Raw genomic sequence first — 14,713 nt, forward strand, 5'->3', positions numbered from 1 at the left:
CCTCGTCAATAGTTGCGCTCCTTGTCGACTCGGATCCTGCTGTCGGAGAGAGAAGGGCGAAACGATAGACCTTCAAAGCAGGTTGCTTGGCCTCTTGTCTGACAGGTCGGCAGAGCGCGCGGGAAAGTGCTTCGGCAGTGCGCCGGTCGAGTTCAAGCATGACGTTCTCGTATGTGTCGGAAATGCCGCAATTGGGGCAACACAAGAGGTCCGACCCGTGCGGCTCACCGACGCCTAGAGGCACTTTGCATCTTTTGCAGGCAATCCGAGGAGCGCTTTCGATCATCTCGATGGGTATCCCGCCATTTTGACGAACCGAGCAATTTCGATGCCAACCGCAAATGATCCGTTGCGGGACATCGACCAGGTGAATGCTTATTTGGCTCGCTTGGCGCTGGCCTCCTACCTACACCGACGAAGCGCCTCGCGCGTCCTGGTGTCCGCCTGTGGCTTGGCTGCGCCCCGGTTCAGCCCGCGCTTATCAAGTACATCAAAAGGCCCAAAACGGCAGCGAGTGACGCGCCGCCTATGAGCAATGACCGGCGCCGCCGTTTAACGCGATTGATCGGTTTCTTCCCTTTCGTAGCCTCAGCATGGGCAGCCTCGATAGCCCTAGCAAACTTCCCGGCCTTGGTGGCCTTCGCGGTCTTGGCTGCGTCATAGGCGCTATAGAGGCGCCGGCCGTCGTCTCCGAACCGATCGCTGTTCGGATAGGCCTTCTGGGACTTCTTCGGCTTCTGCATCACCACGCCCATCTCCCTCAAAGGTATATTAGCAATGCCTTGCATTTAGAAAAGAGCAGGATCATGCTTGGAGCACGGCGTGAGGAGGCCACCAGGGTAACGGTGGAAAAGGGGAACGTCATGGAATCCGTTTGCTACGTCCAAAATGAGATCTGTCTATTGTCGCTCTTGGCCAACACCACGTTGGCGCTTCTTGTTTTGGTGCCGTTCGCCGCGACGCGGCTGCTTGTGCTGAGGATGCGCGTGCACTCGGTCGGGAACCTTCAGCCGGCCTAATTCCTCTCCGAAGGGAGGATTTCCTATGCGAACAGCAATATTGATCCTCGTCGTGGTTGCCGCGTTCTTCACATGGGACGGGCTGTTGAACAATGGCCGGTACGCGGATCAGATATGGAACTTCCAATTTCCCCATCAGGTGGCGATCAGTCTGCCGAGCGAGATCAAATACGGCTACGAAGGCAAGTTCAACTGAAGCGATGGTTTGACAGTAGCCGGCTAGCTTCGCGGGAAGGCCGCTGTTGGTGCCGTGAACCCGCCATCTGAAGCGTAAGGCGCAACATTGTTGACATGGTTCATCCTCGTCCTTTGATCATTTGCAAGCGGCCTCCAGCTCGCGCTGCAAATCGACTGCCTGGGGGAAAGAAAGTTCGAACAGGTTGGTGGTGTGCTCCGGCATCTCCCAGTCCGGGTTGCAGCCCAGCGGGTCATTCGGTAGCGGTGACATTTCCCAAGGGTACAGACCCAAGGCGCGATGAAGGGCGAGGTAGTCATGCGCTTGGTAGGCCTCGATCGCTTCCGCCGTGATCGGATGCCGGCGTTTCGACTTCGGGACGCGGCGCTTCATCGCGGATCTCCGAACTGTTCCAACGCCCATGCCGGCTTCGATGGCCACCACTCCGGGCGGCTGTTGAGGAAAGCGGTGCCAAGACGGGCCCAGGCTTGAGGCGCGTCTCTCAGTTTCTGCGGGTCGTTGTGTTCGATGGAGTAGCCGAATTCAGTGAGATCGCCGAAGCCGTCATACCCGGTCTGGAATAACTCGGCCCAGGCCTGGACTTCAGCCGCTATGCGCTTCTTTCCTGCACGTCGCTTTACCGGCATTTGTTCAATCCCTGTTGCTTCGAATTGCGGGAGGGCGCCGGGCATCAGGTGCCGGTTCCCCGTCAAGGTCCAGTTCGCGAAGCAAGCGGGCGAAACCGACTTTGGCGTCTCGCTCGATTGGCACCTCAGGCCGGACCTTGGGATTGCCCTGGGAGTCAGTGAAGGTGAGTCCGAATTTGGCTATCGCCTTGCGAGCCTCCTGCATGCGTTCCCACGACTCGCACGCGGCCTGGAGCAGGCGAAGGTGATGAGGCTCCAAACTGAATTCGGCGTTCACCTCGTCCCACCATTTCTTTGACGCGGCCGAGAGATGGGCCGGTGCCGGCACCTTTGGGATACGGACAACCTTGCCACTCGACTGGTTGCCGATCGGGACGACATTCAACGATGCAGCCGAAGCCGGTCCTCTAGCGCCCATCGTGCAAGCCTCGCGCGCACGGGATGAACCGGGGGAGCGTTATTGCGTGTGATGGTATCGCAGGCGGTCTAGGAAGTGGTCGGCCTGGGTCGAGATCTCCCCCCCGATGAGTGTCTTCGCAGTGCTTCAAAACATTCGCCTCCACGGCCCTGGAGGTTCTGCGCCATCCATCAGCGCTTGCGGGTATAGGTCCTCGACGTACAAAGGGGCATCGTAGTCGATGGCGATGCTGGCAAGAGCATCTTCCCACCTAGACGGCTCAAAGTGTGCGTAGTAATCGCAGCCGATGTAGATGCAGATATCTGGGTCTTCGGCGATCTCCACGTTCATGTGGATTGCAACCCCGTCCTCGCATCGCACCACCGAGACCCAGTCGACAGACATGCCCTCGCGCAGCGCGCTATTAACGCCCGGCAAGATGCGCGCCCACATGTAGCGCAGCGTTTCTAGTTCGTCCGACGGCGCGACCCGCTGAAGGTCAATGACGGCAGGGGGCTTTGTGATCTCTGCCTTGACGCATTGGTCGATCGCCCAGTCGCACAGTTCCTTATGCCGCACCTCAATGGCGAGACGATCGGCGCCTCGTGCCTGGAGCACTGAAAGCTCACCGGCAATATGGCTGTCTAGGTCCGCCATGAAAGTCACCACATCCATCGAGCCGTTTTAGACCCGCTCGCCGTAGCGGCGCTGATAGTTCGACTTCATGAGCGAAACGGCCTTGGAGTTGTGTTCGGTCAAGCCCGCGCGCTCCAGCCGGCGAATCCAGTAGAGATCATCCGCCTTCTTCTTCGGATCGTAGAGCTTTACGACGCGAACCGGTTTCTGCTGAGGCCGGACGCTTGTGAGATACACCGGCTTCAGCGGTGCGGTGAGTTTCACCGGGCGCAACGGCGCAGCGGTCTTCGTGGCTGCGTCGGGTCGCTGCATCTTCCCTTGGCTGGACATATCTCTCGTCAAGTATTGCATCTCCGCCTTCTCCTTTGCTCACTCAGCGCCATTGAGGATTTTCCGAGTCATTGCGATGCCGTGCTCCAACATGCCCTGGCATCGCCCGGGCAACTTGCTCTGAAGCTTGACGTTCGCCTGAACTGCGGCCCCGTAGAACAAGACGCCTACGCCGAGCAGATCCTCAAGTTCGTCGAGCTTCCTTCCAATGGCAGCGCGGTATTCAGCGATCTTCGGTGTCAGGGACGCCAATTCCGCATCGAAGGCGGCTCGCTCGGCTTCCAAGGCCACCATCGCTTCCCGTTCTTTAACCTGGTGGGGAATGATTTCCTGACCGGCCTTGTCGACCTCTGCGGCGGTAGCCTTAGGCGGCTGACCCGGCACCTGGCCGAAGTAGAGGCGGTGAAGCTCGGCGTGCTTGGACTGAGCGGCCTCGCGTTCAGCGACGGCCTCCCGCCACTTCCGTTCGGCCTCGGCGATCGACGCTGGCTTTGGCGGGATTTTCAGGATGCTGGCGAAGTCCATTTCGGTCCTCGGAGTGCGTGCGAGCATTTGTCGGTTCCTCTTTCTCAGGTTGGAATTTACGCCCCGCGGCGACGGCTTCGGATAACGCGTTATTCAGAATGCGGAGGATCGCGTTGACGAGCCGCTTGCGGTTCCGGCTCCCAGCCTCGTCGACGGCGCCGGCCTCCAGCATCAAGCCGGCAAGCACATGATCGATTGGCAGCGGAAGATAGATCCCGCCATACGGGCGACGCTCCTTGAGCCGTGCTTGACGCTCACGATTATGCCGACGCTTTCGCGCTGTGCGCTCCTCAGGCGTGCCAATGGGTCGGCGGCCACGACGTCGATCGGGGGCAATCTCATCGGGGGGCGAATTCATGTTCAGCCGCCCTAGATGCCGGCCTTAGGTGTTGCCAGGCGACGGAACCCGCAGAAGGCCACATGCGTTGCCCTTGCATGGTCGATTTTCTCAAATCGGTTCTCCAAGAACTCTTGCCGGCCTGGCTCAGCCGAAAGGCGGTCGACGTGGACGTGCGCCCAGCGGAGCAGCAGCCGCCAATGCGCGACCTTATCGGTCCCGCCCCTCTCGTGCGATATCGTGGCCCGGTGCGGTCCGAACCTCCCGATTACAGGCTCCCCGAGTCGCAGTTTTAGCGCTCTCATTCCGCTCGCCTTCCGAGATTGCGAAACGGTCGCAGGAACCAAAGCGGTCGACCGGGGTTGGTTTATCGAAGGGACCTCGCACCGAAAGGATTCGGAACGATGGTCGAAATTCTTGATTTTGAATTGGCAAAGGCTCGCCTGCGCTTGAAACGTGCCGAACGTTCTCTCGATCGCGCCAACGAATTGTTGAACGACGAAAACCCCGGCGTGTGTCTCAATCTGGCCCTTTGCGGTCGGATCAGATCCGAGCAGCGGCGGGTCGCCGAAGCCAAGCAGCGCTTGGCCACTCTGAATCCGTCGCTTCCCTGAGGTTTTCTGGTTGCCACCGTTTCGGAGGCGGCAGCGTCGAAGCACGACATTGCGCCTTGGAACAAAAGTGGTGAGCGACCTTTCCACCTTTGAATGGGCCGCAAACCGAAAGTATACGGCGCATAAGCGTGCTTGGGGAAGATAAGTTCTACCCGGACAGCGCACTGAGGCACTCTCACGATGCCCAATTTGTTCGAACCACTCAACGGGGACGGCCATAAGCGAAGCGTGCTTTACCATGCCGCTCGACTGCAGATGCTTCACGATCGAATGCTGAAGCGGTTCGACAGGGTCGATGAAGCGGCCGACAAGGTTGAAGCCGAGGCAGAGCTGTTTGCTGAAGCTATTCGGCCGTCTGTGCAGATGATCGGCATGTAGAGCGCTGACGTTCGATCTTGGCGCCTCTTCCCTCCAAAGCCCTGCGGCGTTGGTGACGTTCTCGAACTTCGCGATTTCCTCCGGTCTAAGGTCTCGGTCTTGGTCTTGGTCTAAGGTCTTGGTCTTGGTATGTGCACACGGTGTCACACGGTGTAAAACTACCCCTACAGACGGTGTGAACACGGTCTCGACACGGTGTCGCTGCCTCATGAGCGGCCACCTCGCATCAATCGGGTGTCCATCAGCCTCGACGTGCTGCCGATGGTTTCCGCGATCGATTTGACGGTCCCTCGGGCCTTCTCTACACGCTCGGCTGCCTTCTGTGCCTCTCGTTCTATGCGAGCCGCGTTGACCTCATCGAATGAGGCAACGGCCTTCTCGCGTAGCCTGTCGCTCTCGATTGCCTGGAGCCGGCGGCGGGTGCCTATGGCGTGATCATCGTTGGCCGGTGGATTGTGTCGGAACCATCGTTCAATAAGGATCACGTCGCCGTCGCGGTCGATGAGTTCAGCATTGACCAATTCCACCAGCACGCACTCATAGGCTGCCGCCGGCCAGCCGAGATCAGCGCAGGCATAGCCTGGTGGAAGTTCATACACACCGGCGCTGGTGACATGCGCGTTGGTCAGGAGGTAGAGAAAACCGACCTTCGCTTCCTCGGCCAGTCCGATGAACCGGCGAGACCGCCATACTGCCGGCGATACCTTGGTGAAGCTGCGGGCGCTCATGCCGTGGCCTCGCATTTCATCGAGAGCTTCAGTTCGCGCTCGGCCGCCTTATGATGCTTCCTGCAAAGCCACTGACAAAAAAGTGGGGTTTTCCATTCCGGGTGATGGGCGTCGGTCTTGGGATCGCCGCAGACTTCGCATGGCTGGCGTTCGATGATTCCCCGCTTGATCGCAGAACGGGTGGCCGAGTGGCACCAGTGAGCGAGGGGGTTGCGCTGCCGCCACCGTGCTTGCGGCGTGGAACGGGCTGGGCTATTCTCGAAAACCTCAGATCCTGCCACGGTGCTTGAGACTTTGGAGCCGGTTCGCGTGTCCAGCGCGGCCGGCTTTCGACGTTCACGAGCCGCAGCCATCGGCGCCTCCCTGTCGGCGGAGGATGTTGGCTTGCCGGATGGCTTCGATTGCAGACGGCGTGTCTAGGCCGAATCTGGTCTTGATCGTCGGGACGATTGCCTTGCCAACATGGTCGGGATCAGTTGCGAGCCACCGTGCGGCAGCGGCGACAGCTTCATCGGGTTGGAGGTCGACGCTCATGGCAGCCATCCCAAGACTATGGCGAGCAGGAGGAGTAGCGCGGCGGCGCTGATGGCGTAGGGAAGGGCGGCGGCCATTATGCGGCCTCCGATGTCGAGCGGCGAGGCGCGGACAGCTTGCCTTCGACATAGGCGTCAAGGGCCTCGTCGGTGTAGACGGCGCGGTTTCCGAAGATACGGTACTCAGGGCCGCCGCCGACAGTCGCCAGCTTCTGAAGCGTCTTCCAGCTTGTCTTCAAGCCACGATCCGTCAGGAGGCGTGCGGCCTCGCGACGGTCGCGATAGGTTGGGGAGTTCATTCCATTTCCCTCGCTAGGGTTGTTGAAGTTTGCGAGGGAAAGGAATTGCGTATTTTGAGCCGCGAATTTACGGCCAGAATTCAAGGCTATTTCTGGCGGTTTTTCCCACGCTCCATATTCTCGCGCGTGGTTTCGTAATCCGCTTGCCAGTGCGGCAGATAATCTTCAACGACGAACCGGGCGGCTTCATCCTTCATGTGGTCAGAGTTACCATGATCAGTGACTCTATGCCGGCGATTCATATCCTTCCATTCCTTGTAGAACTTCACCGCAATCAAGCCTGCCTCATGTTCTGCTCCATTTTTGCGGCCCTTGCGCGGTTTGTGGGACAGACCGCCCTCGAAGTAAAAGGCTAGGTCGGCTCGATCGTCTGATGAAATCGGGTTGTCCGAACGAAGATAATCAATGATCGGTTGGCGATTGCCACGATTCAACTGCACAACCGCATTTAGGAACGGGTGCTGATCGGCCAACTCCGCTTCGTGCCGCCGGAAGTCGGCGGGACCATTTTTGCGAAATTTCTGGAAAACGTCTATCCAATACTGTTGCAGGTTTTTTCCCAATTCCTGCCATGACGGCTTGGCCTCGCTCATGCTGCACCGCCTTTCAACGGCACCACTTCCGCAGTCTGTTTATCGGTGGAAACGGCCATGCCGGCCAGGGCCACCGCCGCCCCTTTTTCTGCGATTGCCTGCCGGGCTTCCTGTGCCCAATGAACGTATTTTGCGGAGGTCGCCATGTCTCGATGGCCGAGTGCGGTCATGATCTCGCTGGCCTGTGCGCCAGCCATTGCCATGTGAGAGGCGAGGGAGTGTCGCAGTCCGTGCAGGCCTATACCCTCCGGTAACTTTGCCTCGACGCGCACCTTGTTCCAAACCTTCGACAAGACCACCGGCCCGTCACCTTTGGCTGGGGAGAATACGAAGTCATCGAGCTCTCCGGCAGGCTGGCGCGCGATCAAGGCTTGTGCTGCGGCAGGCAGGCCAATGATGCGCGGCTTGCCCGTCTTGCGGCCAGTCTTGTGCGCAGATGGGGGAAGGGTGGCGAGCCCCGATTTCAGATCCACATGCCACCAGCACAGACCGGCAATCTCGCCCCGCCGAGCGCCTGTGAGAGCAATGACGCGTATGGCGTCGGCCACTGGCTGCCTGATGCGTTTCTCCGCCTCCATGAGGTCGAGGGTCTTGAACAGACGGCCATAGGCTGCGGCATCATCAAGAATTACGTCGCGCGTCCCATCGGCGCCGGTTTGATAAGTCGATGCGGGGTTGCTGGTGATGAGCCGTTCGCGCACCGCCCATGCCAATGTGCTGCGCAGCAAACGAAGGGATTTCCTGGCCGCGCCTTCGCCACCACGCACCCGCGCCAGAGCACGCGGACCGACTTTCTCTCGCACCGCCGTCTTGCCATCGCGGATCGACGCGAAGGCCTTGTCCATATCGCCCGGTCGAAGCTTGTCGACGTGTTGCTTGCCGAGCAGGGGGATAAGGTGGCGATTGATCCTGCCTTTGTCGGTGGCGCGGGTTCCGACTGCTTTGCTTTTGAACGCGTCGGATTCGAGATACGCCTCCAGCACCTCCTTGACCGTAGTCGCCAACCGGCGGTCTCGTTTTTCGTCCAGGGGATCACGTCCGGCCTTGACCAAGCGTCGCATCTCGTCGGCCGCGTCGCGCGCCTCGTCGGGCGTTATCGATCCGTGCTTGCCGAGCGTTGCCCGGCGTTCCTTGCCCTCCGGCGTGCGATATTGGTAGATGTAGGACTTGACGCCGCTTGGCAGGACGAGCAGGCCGAACCCTTTGATCTGGTCATCCCAGACATAGAATCTCCGGTCCTTGTCGTGGTCTGTGGCATCGACAATGCGCTTGGTGATCTTGGGCATTTTCCCGCCTCCGATTTGCTGACATGAACGGTCTGTGTCAGCGCCATGTCAGTACAACGCGGTAAGTCAGGGTAAGCGTTAGACGTGACAATCGGCGCAAGGGTAAGCGTCAAAGCCTTTGTTTGCAAGGGTTTGGTGTGGGAAAGTAAGTGTGTGTCAGCAAGGGGAAGCGGTTTAAAATCGGCCTTCTAAGCCGATGGTCACAGGTTCGAATCCTGTCGGGATCGCCATATATTTCAATGGTTTGGCTCAGGCGTCGTTCAAAAGTTCCAACGTCTTCCGCTTTTCCACGGAGTGCGAAGTGGACGTCTGCGCCATTCCTGCCTGCTACTTTGCAAGGCAGGTCGCCAGCGGAAATCGTTACGGTCTTGTAGAAAGAACGCAGCGCTGATAGACTTTGGTCTGACACTTTCTAAGACTTTAGTCTGATTGGTGCCGGCGGGCGAGATACGACGAAACCATCGCAACGGCGCATCCACAGGTCTGCAGGCGCCATCGCGTCAATGGCGTCACACGAGCGCGAAAGCATAGGAAATCGATGATCTCGAAAGAACTTGTCGCCAATGCCGATACTGCCGCAACCTTTCTCAACTTGATGGGAAACGAGAAGCGGCTCTTGATCATGAACCATCTGGCCGCCGGCGAACGCTCGGTCGGCGTTCTTGCAGAGCAAGTCCAACTCAGCCAATCGGCCTTGTCGCAGCATCTTGCCAAGCTCCGGGCCTTCGGGCTTGTCGATGCCCGTCGCGATGGCCAGATGGTCTATTACTCCTCGTCGTCCGGAGCGGCGCGCGAACTGCTTGCGATGCTGGATGGCTTCCTGGCGACGGAAAAACCGCTGTCGGGGCAGGCCCCGCGCTACGTCGCCGAGAGGCTGCGCCGGGTGCAGGCAGCCTGAGGGCAGCCACAAGCCTGAATTGGCTGACCGGCCTCACGGCCGGGCTTCGTTACCCTTAAGTGCGACATTGACGTCGGCGCCATGCCGGCGCCGATCGTATTTTCATGGACTTTGCGCCTCCCCAGCGCTCGGTCGTCCAGGCCGGCCAAACCGCACATCGTTGGGCGTCGACATGGCCGCTACGCCGGCCAGCGTCGAACTTGCGCGATTTCTAATATAAGAGCAAAGTTCGAAGCGTTGGGGGGAGAACGGCTCACAAAGCAAATCGGGAGGAAACCATGAACAGCATGAGCCTCACCACGCTTGACCGCGGCAAGACGACCGTCGACGCCGCAGCCCTTGAAGCGCTTTCGGCGCAATTGCGTGGCACGTTACTGAGAGAAGGCGATGCCGCCTACGATGTCGCCCGCACCGTCTGGAATGCCACGGTCGACCGGCGGCCTGGGCTGATCGCGTGTTGCGTCGGCGCCTCCGACGTCATCAGCGCCGTGAATTTCGCCAGGGAAAACAGGCTTCTCGTCTCCGTGCGCGGCGGCGGCCACAACATTGCCGGCAGTGCCGTTTGCGATGGCGGCCTGATGATCGATCTGTCGGCGATGAAGTCGGTGCGGGTCGATGTCGCGGCGCGGCGGGCATGGGTCGGACCCGGCGCCACGCTCGTCGATGTCGACCGGGAAACGCAGGCCTTTGGCCTGGTGGTGCCGACGGGTATCAACTCGACCACCGGCATAGCAGGCTTGACGCTGGGTGGCGGCTTCGGCTGGATCACCCGCAAATTCGGCCTGACCATCGACAATCTTGTTTCAGCCGATGTGGTCACCGCCGATGGCAAGTTGCTGCGCGCCAGCCAGAAGGACAATCCGGACCTGTTCTGGGCGCTGCGTGGCGGCGGCGGCAATTTCGGCATCGTCACCGCGTTCGAGTTCCAGCTTCACCAGATGGGTCCGGAGGTTCTGTCGGGGCTCGTCGTCCATCCCTTCGCGGATGCCGAAAAGGTGCTGCCGGAGTATCGCAAGGCGCTTGAAACCGCACCCGACGAACTGACCTGCTGGATAGTCATGCGGCAGGCGCCGCCGCTGCCCTTCCTGCCGGCCGAGTGGCATGGCAAAGAGGTGCTGGTTCTGGCCATGTGCTATTGCGGCGACATCCAGGCGGGCGAAAAGGCGACGCAGAAGCTTCGCGCCATCGGCAAGCCGATTGCCGACGTCGTCGGCCCCAACCCGTTCACCGGCTGGCAGCAGGCGTTTGACCCGCTGCTGGCGCCCGGCGCCCGCAACTATTGGAAGAGCCATGACCTGACCGAGCTTGCCGACGGCGCGATTGGCGTCACCACCGCGGCGATTACCAGGCTTCCCGGCCCCGAATGCGAAATCTTCTTCGGCCATGTCGGTGGTGCGGCAGGCCGCGTCAAAGCAGATGCGACGGCGTTTCCGCAGCGCAGCTCGCATTTCGTCATGAACGTTCACGCCCGCTGGCGCGAACCGGCAATGGACAAGGCCTGCATCGATTGGGCTCGTGGTATCTACGAGGCGGTCAAGCCCTATGCCGCCGGCACGGCTTACGTGAACTTCATGCCGGAGGATGAGGTCGACCGGGTCGAAGCGGCCTATGGCGGCAACTATCGCCGGCTTCTGGAAATCAAGCAGCGCTACGACCCGCTGAACCTGTTCCGCATGAACCAGAATCTGCGGCCGAAAGAAAGCCAGCGCGCCGCTTGAAGCTGCAAGCATGCCCCGGACCGGAGATTTGCGCGAGCGAATATCGCAATCGATTTTGCCGCAATGAGCTTCGGTTTGGAACGGCCCGGGCCGGCAATCGGATGATCGCCGCCCAAGCTTGATCCTTGCGTCATCGGCACGGCTGGAGGAGCGTTCCGAGCCGATGGCCGCAGCTTCGATCCTGTCTGGATCCGGGACAGATTTGCCTTGAACGAGGCGTGTTTCATTGGCACCCTTGGCCGATGCGAGCGAGGGGCGGGGTCCAATGCCAGATAGCCAGTTCAACGTCGACGCTTGGCTTTCCCGTATCGGATACGATGGGTCGCGTGATCCGACGTTGAAAACGCTCAAAGCGGTGGTGACTGCGCACGCGACGGCCATTGCTTACGAGAGCATCGACGTTCTTCTGGATATCCCCCCCGCGCTCGATCCCCTGTCGCTGCAGGCCAAGATAATTTTTGGCGGACGAGGCGGTTACTGTTTTGAACAGAACATGCTGTTTCGCGCCGGCTTGCTGGCGCTCGGATACAAGGTGACAAGCCTTCAGGCTCGCGTGGTGCGCGGATTGGAGATCGATGCGCCTCGACCCATGCTGCATATGGTTTTGCGGGTGGAACTACCGGAGGGCTCGTTCCTTGCAGATGTGGGATTTGGAAATCTTGCGCCGACGACCGCGCTGAAGCTCTTTACGCAGGAGGAGCAAGAGACTCCCCACGAGATCATGCGGTTTTTGGAGATGGGGGATGAGTTGGTGCTGCAGTCCAGGCTGGGAACCGGATGGGAGCATATCTACAGGGTTGTCTTTCTTCCTCGTGTCGATGCCGAGTACGAGATTTGCAACTGGTTTACCGCCAGTCATCCGCAGAGCCCATACCTCAACAACCTGATCGCGGCGCGTCCTGGACCAAACAGAACGCGACTGACCCTGTTTAATTCGCGCTTCAATAGGCGATACCCATCAGGTGAGGTAGAACGGCGTACCATAAACGGCATCGAGGGGTTTCGCGATGTGCTTGCGAACGAGTTTGGCCTCCATCTTTCCGAGACCAAATTGCAAACGGCCGTCGCTCATATGGAACAACGAGGGACGCGCGGCGCGCCGCATCCGTTCTTCGCTTAGCGTGCCGCATCTCGACGAAATCATTCACCCCACGGATTTCCGGAGCTGACGATGTTCGACCCAGAAAAGGCCAGGGCCGCGTCGCGTTTGCTGGTAGACCATTGGGACAACGGCACCCGCCTCGACGCCATACCCCAGGCGTTGCGGCCGCAAACGCGGATCGAAGGCTACGCCATCCAGGCGCATGTGATGGATCGCTCGGTGGCGCCGCTTTTCGGCTGGAAGATTGCCGCAACCAGCCTGGCTGGACAAAGGCACATCAACGTCGACGGCCCGATGGCCGGGCGTCTGCTGGCCGAAAAAGCGGTTGAGGTTGGCGGGGCCGTTTCCCTGGCGACGAGCAAGATGCGCGTGGCCGAGATCGAATTTGCGTTCCGTTTCGGCCGCCAGCTGCCCCCACGTGCGGTACCCTATGAAATCGCCGAGGTGATGGATGCGGTGGCGAGCCTGCACCCGGCGATCGAAATACCGGACTCGCGATATGATGATTTCTGCGCCGTCGGGGCGGCACAACTCATCGCCGACAACGCCTGCGCCAATCTGTTTGTCATCGGCGAGGCGGTAGACGACGATTGGCGCGACGTGGACCTCGCCAAGCACCCGGTGGTCGCTTTCGTTTCCGGAAAGTCGCGGTACAACGGGACAGGGGCAGCTGTGTTGGGCGACCCGCGTATCGCGCTCACCTGGATCGTCAATGAACTGTCGGGCCTGGGCATAGCCCTGCAGCCGGGACAGGTGGTTATTACCGGCACCTGCGTGACGCCGATAAGCGTCGAGGCCGGTGACGAAGTCACCGGCGATCTGGGCAGGTTTGGCAGGGTCTCGGTCAGGTTTGTCTAGTGCGGCCGCTGCCTGACCGCTACGCTGCGCACCGCCAGTACCAGCACCGTAATGATGATCAGGATCACCGATAGGGCGGCGATCGCCGGGTCGATGTTATCGCGCAGGCCCATCCACATCAGCCGGGGCAAGGTGATGGCGTTGACCGAGGTGATGAACAAAGTGACGCCGATTTCTTCCCAGGACAGCACGAAGGAGAGCAGGGCAGCGGTGATGATGCCGAACTTGATGTTGGGCATGATGATGCGGGTGGCGCGCTCCCACACCGTGGCCCCCAGGCCGCGCGCGGCGAGGTCGATGCGGCGGTCGAGCTGGCTGAGTGACACCAGGATCAGCACCGTGGCGAAGGGCACCGTCATCACCGCATGCGCCATGGCGACACCCAGCCAGGTGTCGTAGCCGAAGAACGAGCTGAAGCCCGAGATCGAGGTCAACAGGAAGTAGAGCGTGATCGCCGAAACCACCGGCGGCACCACCATCGGCAGCAGCGCGAAGCCGACCAGCACCGCGGTGAAGCGCGGCTGGAACATCCACACGCCGAGGCTGAAGCATAGCGCCAGCACGGTGGAGAAGGCGCTGCTGACGATGCCGATCCGGATCGAGAGCAGGATGGCGTCGATCCAGCGCGGGTCCTCGATCAGCGCCCGGTAGTGGCGCAACGAGAGTTCGCCTGACGGCATTGCCAGCATGCGGCTCGGTGTCAGCGAAACCGGGATGACGGCGAGCAGCGGCATCAGCAGGAACAGCGCGACGAAGGCGGCGATGATCAGCGAGGCGGGGCCGGGGCGATAGGTCGGCATCAGATCAGCTGCTTCGGTCTGACATAGCGGAACAAGATCGCCATCAGCGCGCCGACGAACAGCACCAGCACCACGCTGATCGCTGCACCCAGGCCCCAATCCGGGCTCTGGAAAATCCTGAGATAGATCAGTTCGGCGATCATGACGCTGCGGCCACCGCCGAGAATCGCCGGCGTGACGAAGAAGCCAAGCGAAAAGACGAAGACGATCATCGCCGAGCCGATGATGCCGGAACGCGTCATTGGCACGAAGACCGACCAGAAGGTACGCATGCGGCTGGAACCTAGCCCGCGTGCCGCCAAAAGCACGCGGTCGTCCAGGCTGCGCATGGCCGAAGCCAGCGGGAACACGGCAAAAGGGATGAGGAAATGCGTCATGCCGACGATGACGCCGAATTCGTTGCGCACCAGCGCCAGCGGCTCGGAGATGAAGCCGATCGCCTGCAGCCAGGTGTTGATCAGTCCGCGATTGGACAGCAGCGCCACCCAGCCGAAGGCGCGCGTCAGCACCGAGATCCAGAAGGGGACGAGGATGCAGAATTCGGCCACCACGCGCTGCACCGGCGTGCCGCGCACCCAAACCACGGTGATGGCGTAGGCAGCGGTGACCGAGACGATCGTGACGATGGCGGCGATGCGCAACGTGCGAATGAACACCGACTGCACCAGCTCGTCAGTGGCAAGCGCGCCATACTGGCCAAGCCCTGGCGTCGGCAGGGTAAAGCTCCATTTGACGACGCCGAGGAATGGCCAGGCATAGGCCAAAACCAGAAACAGGAGCAGCGGCGCCATCAACAGCGCCGCGCCCATCCTGTCGGAGAGATAACCTCTCATCTTCGCC

The 14,713-nt window shown here is 60.5% G+C and carries 22 protein-coding genes and 1 tRNA gene; 8 read left to right on the forward strand and 15 right to left on the reverse strand.

Annotated elements, in window-relative coordinates; translation table 11 throughout:
* Window positions 1-467: 467 nt before the first annotated feature.
* On the reverse strand, window positions 468-749 hold the full coding sequence (locus AC1DXN_RS27390) for a hypothetical protein (protein WP_477277473.1): 282 nt from the start codon (window positions 747-749) through the stop codon (window positions 468-470).
* A 295-nt stretch (window positions 750-1,044) separates the two neighbouring features.
* On the opposite strand from AC1DXN_RS27390, the gene AC1DXN_RS27395 reads away from it, so the two are divergent.
* Entirely contained in the window at window positions 1,045-1,215 is a 171-nt protein-coding gene (locus AC1DXN_RS27395) for a hypothetical protein (RefSeq protein ID WP_477277475.1), read from the forward strand.
* Between the two features lie 117 nt (window positions 1,216-1,332).
* Here AC1DXN_RS27395 and AC1DXN_RS27400 read toward each other — a convergent pair whose 3' ends face one another.
* The 6 genes from AC1DXN_RS27400 to AC1DXN_RS27425 all read right to left on the reverse strand — a co-directional run bounded on the left by AC1DXN_RS27400 (window position 1,333) and on the right by AC1DXN_RS27425 (window position 3,729).
* Window positions 1,333-1,587: a hypothetical protein gene (locus AC1DXN_RS27400; protein WP_477277477.1), complete on the reverse strand. Its 255-nt coding sequence runs from the start codon at window positions 1,585-1,587 to the stop codon at window positions 1,333-1,335.
* On the reverse strand, window positions 1,584-1,886 hold the full coding sequence (locus AC1DXN_RS27405) for a hypothetical protein (protein ID WP_477277676.1): 303 nt from the start codon (window positions 1,884-1,886) through the stop codon (window positions 1,584-1,586). The genes AC1DXN_RS27400 and AC1DXN_RS27405 overlap by 4 nt, the downstream gene beginning before the upstream one ends.
* Window positions 1,846-2,259 carry a P27 family phage terminase small subunit gene (locus tag AC1DXN_RS27410; protein ID WP_477277479.1) on the reverse strand — a complete coding sequence of 138 codons (414 nt, stop codon included), beginning with the start codon at window positions 2,257-2,259 and terminating at the stop codon, window positions 1,846-1,848. The genes AC1DXN_RS27405 and AC1DXN_RS27410 overlap by 41 nt, the downstream gene beginning before the upstream one ends.
* A 126-nt stretch (window positions 2,260-2,385) precedes the next feature.
* Window positions 2,386-2,895, reverse strand: a complete 510-nt coding sequence (locus tag AC1DXN_RS27415; protein ID WP_477277481.1) for a hypothetical protein — start codon at window positions 2,893-2,895, stop codon at window positions 2,386-2,388.
* Between the two features lie 27 nt (window positions 2,896-2,922).
* Window positions 2,923-3,186: a hypothetical protein gene (locus tag AC1DXN_RS27420; RefSeq protein ID WP_477277483.1), complete on the reverse strand. Its 264-nt coding sequence runs from the start codon at window positions 3,184-3,186 to the stop codon at window positions 2,923-2,925.
* Window positions 3,187-3,243: 57 nt separating this feature from the next.
* Window positions 3,244-3,729 (reverse strand): hypothetical protein, encoded by a 486-nt coding sequence (locus AC1DXN_RS27425; protein WP_477277485.1) that lies wholly within the window; start codon window positions 3,727-3,729, stop codon window positions 3,244-3,246.
* A 741-nt stretch (window positions 3,730-4,470) separates the two neighbouring features.
* Here AC1DXN_RS27425 and AC1DXN_RS27430 point away from each other — a divergent pair.
* A complete protein-coding gene (locus tag AC1DXN_RS27430) occupies window positions 4,471-4,680 on the forward strand; it encodes a hypothetical protein (protein WP_477277487.1) in 210 nt (69 codons plus the stop codon).
* Window positions 4,681-4,860: 180 nt separating this feature from the next.
* Window positions 4,861-5,058, forward strand: coding sequence for a hypothetical protein (locus AC1DXN_RS27435; RefSeq protein ID WP_477277489.1), 198 nt, complete (start codon window positions 4,861-4,863; stop codon window positions 5,056-5,058).
* Window positions 5,059-5,264: 206 nt separating this feature from the next.
* On the opposite strand, the gene AC1DXN_RS27440 is transcribed toward AC1DXN_RS27435, so the two are convergent.
* The 6 genes from AC1DXN_RS27440 to AC1DXN_RS27465 all read right to left on the reverse strand — a co-directional run bounded on the left by AC1DXN_RS27440 (window position 5,265) and on the right by AC1DXN_RS27465 (window position 8,497).
* On the reverse strand, window positions 5,265-5,786 hold the full coding sequence (locus AC1DXN_RS27440; RefSeq protein WP_477277491.1) for a hypothetical protein: 522 nt from the start codon (window positions 5,784-5,786) through the stop codon (window positions 5,265-5,267).
* Window positions 5,783-6,139, reverse strand: a complete 357-nt coding sequence (locus tag AC1DXN_RS27445; protein ID WP_477277493.1) for a hypothetical protein — start codon at window positions 6,137-6,139, stop codon at window positions 5,783-5,785. The genes AC1DXN_RS27440 and AC1DXN_RS27445 overlap by 4 nt, the downstream gene beginning before the upstream one ends.
* The gene (locus AC1DXN_RS27450; RefSeq protein WP_477421741.1) at window positions 6,123-6,320 is read right to left on the reverse strand and encodes a hypothetical protein; all 198 of its coding nucleotides are present in this window, start codon (window positions 6,318-6,320) and stop codon (window positions 6,123-6,125) included. Before AC1DXN_RS27450 ends, AC1DXN_RS27445 begins: the two co-directional genes overlap by 17 nt.
* 76 nt (window positions 6,321-6,396) lie before the next feature.
* A complete protein-coding gene (locus AC1DXN_RS27455) occupies window positions 6,397-6,618 on the reverse strand; it encodes a helix-turn-helix transcriptional regulator (protein WP_477277495.1) in 222 nt (73 codons plus the stop codon).
* An 86-nt stretch (window positions 6,619-6,704) separates the two neighbouring features.
* The gene (locus AC1DXN_RS27460) at window positions 6,705-7,211 is read right to left on the reverse strand and encodes a hypothetical protein (protein WP_477277497.1); all 507 of its coding nucleotides are present in this window, start codon (window positions 7,209-7,211) and stop codon (window positions 6,705-6,707) included.
* A complete protein-coding gene (locus AC1DXN_RS27465) occupies window positions 7,208-8,497 on the reverse strand; it encodes a tyrosine-type recombinase/integrase (RefSeq protein ID WP_477277499.1) in 1,290 nt (429 codons plus the stop codon). The genes AC1DXN_RS27460 and AC1DXN_RS27465 overlap by 4 nt, the downstream gene beginning before the upstream one ends.
* A gap of 163 nt (window positions 8,498-8,660) precedes the next feature.
* Between AC1DXN_RS27465 and AC1DXN_RS27470 the strand changes: the two genes are divergently transcribed.
* The 5 genes from AC1DXN_RS27470 to AC1DXN_RS27490 all read left to right on the forward strand — a co-directional run bounded on the left by AC1DXN_RS27470 (window position 8,661) and on the right by AC1DXN_RS27490 (window position 13,073).
* Window positions 8,661-8,727, forward strand: a tRNA-OTHER gene (locus AC1DXN_RS27470).
* A gap of 308 nt (window positions 8,728-9,035) precedes the next feature.
* Complete coding sequence (locus AC1DXN_RS27475; RefSeq protein WP_477248125.1) at window positions 9,036-9,395, forward strand: ArsR/SmtB family transcription factor; 360 nt, start codon at window positions 9,036-9,038, stop codon at window positions 9,393-9,395.
* A 278-nt stretch (window positions 9,396-9,673) separates the two neighbouring features.
* Entirely contained in the window at window positions 9,674-11,113 is a 1,440-nt protein-coding gene (locus AC1DXN_RS27480; protein WP_477277501.1) for an FAD-binding oxidoreductase, read from the forward strand.
* Window positions 11,114-11,378: 265 nt separating this feature from the next.
* Complete coding sequence (locus tag AC1DXN_RS27485; RefSeq protein WP_477277503.1) at window positions 11,379-12,233, forward strand: arylamine N-acetyltransferase family protein; 855 nt, start codon at window positions 11,379-11,381, stop codon at window positions 12,231-12,233.
* A 51-nt stretch (window positions 12,234-12,284) separates the two neighbouring features.
* Window positions 12,285-13,073, forward strand: a complete 789-nt coding sequence (locus AC1DXN_RS27490) for a 2-keto-4-pentenoate hydratase (RefSeq protein ID WP_477277504.1) — start codon at window positions 12,285-12,287, stop codon at window positions 13,071-13,073.
* On the opposite strand, the gene AC1DXN_RS27495 is transcribed toward AC1DXN_RS27490, so the two are convergent.
* Complete coding sequence (locus AC1DXN_RS27495; protein ID WP_477277506.1) at window positions 13,070-13,873, reverse strand: ABC transporter permease; 804 nt, start codon at window positions 13,871-13,873, stop codon at window positions 13,070-13,072. The genes AC1DXN_RS27490 and AC1DXN_RS27495 overlap by 4 nt on opposite strands.
* Window positions 13,873-14,706 carry an ABC transporter permease gene (locus AC1DXN_RS27500; protein ID WP_477277508.1) on the reverse strand — a complete coding sequence of 278 codons (834 nt, stop codon included), beginning with the start codon at window positions 14,704-14,706 and terminating at the stop codon, window positions 13,873-13,875. The genes AC1DXN_RS27495 and AC1DXN_RS27500 overlap by 1 nt, the downstream gene beginning before the upstream one ends.
* Window positions 14,707-14,713: the final 7 nt, after the last annotated feature.

It is taken from the genome of Mesorhizobium sp. P2_H9, from assembly GCF_056403215.1.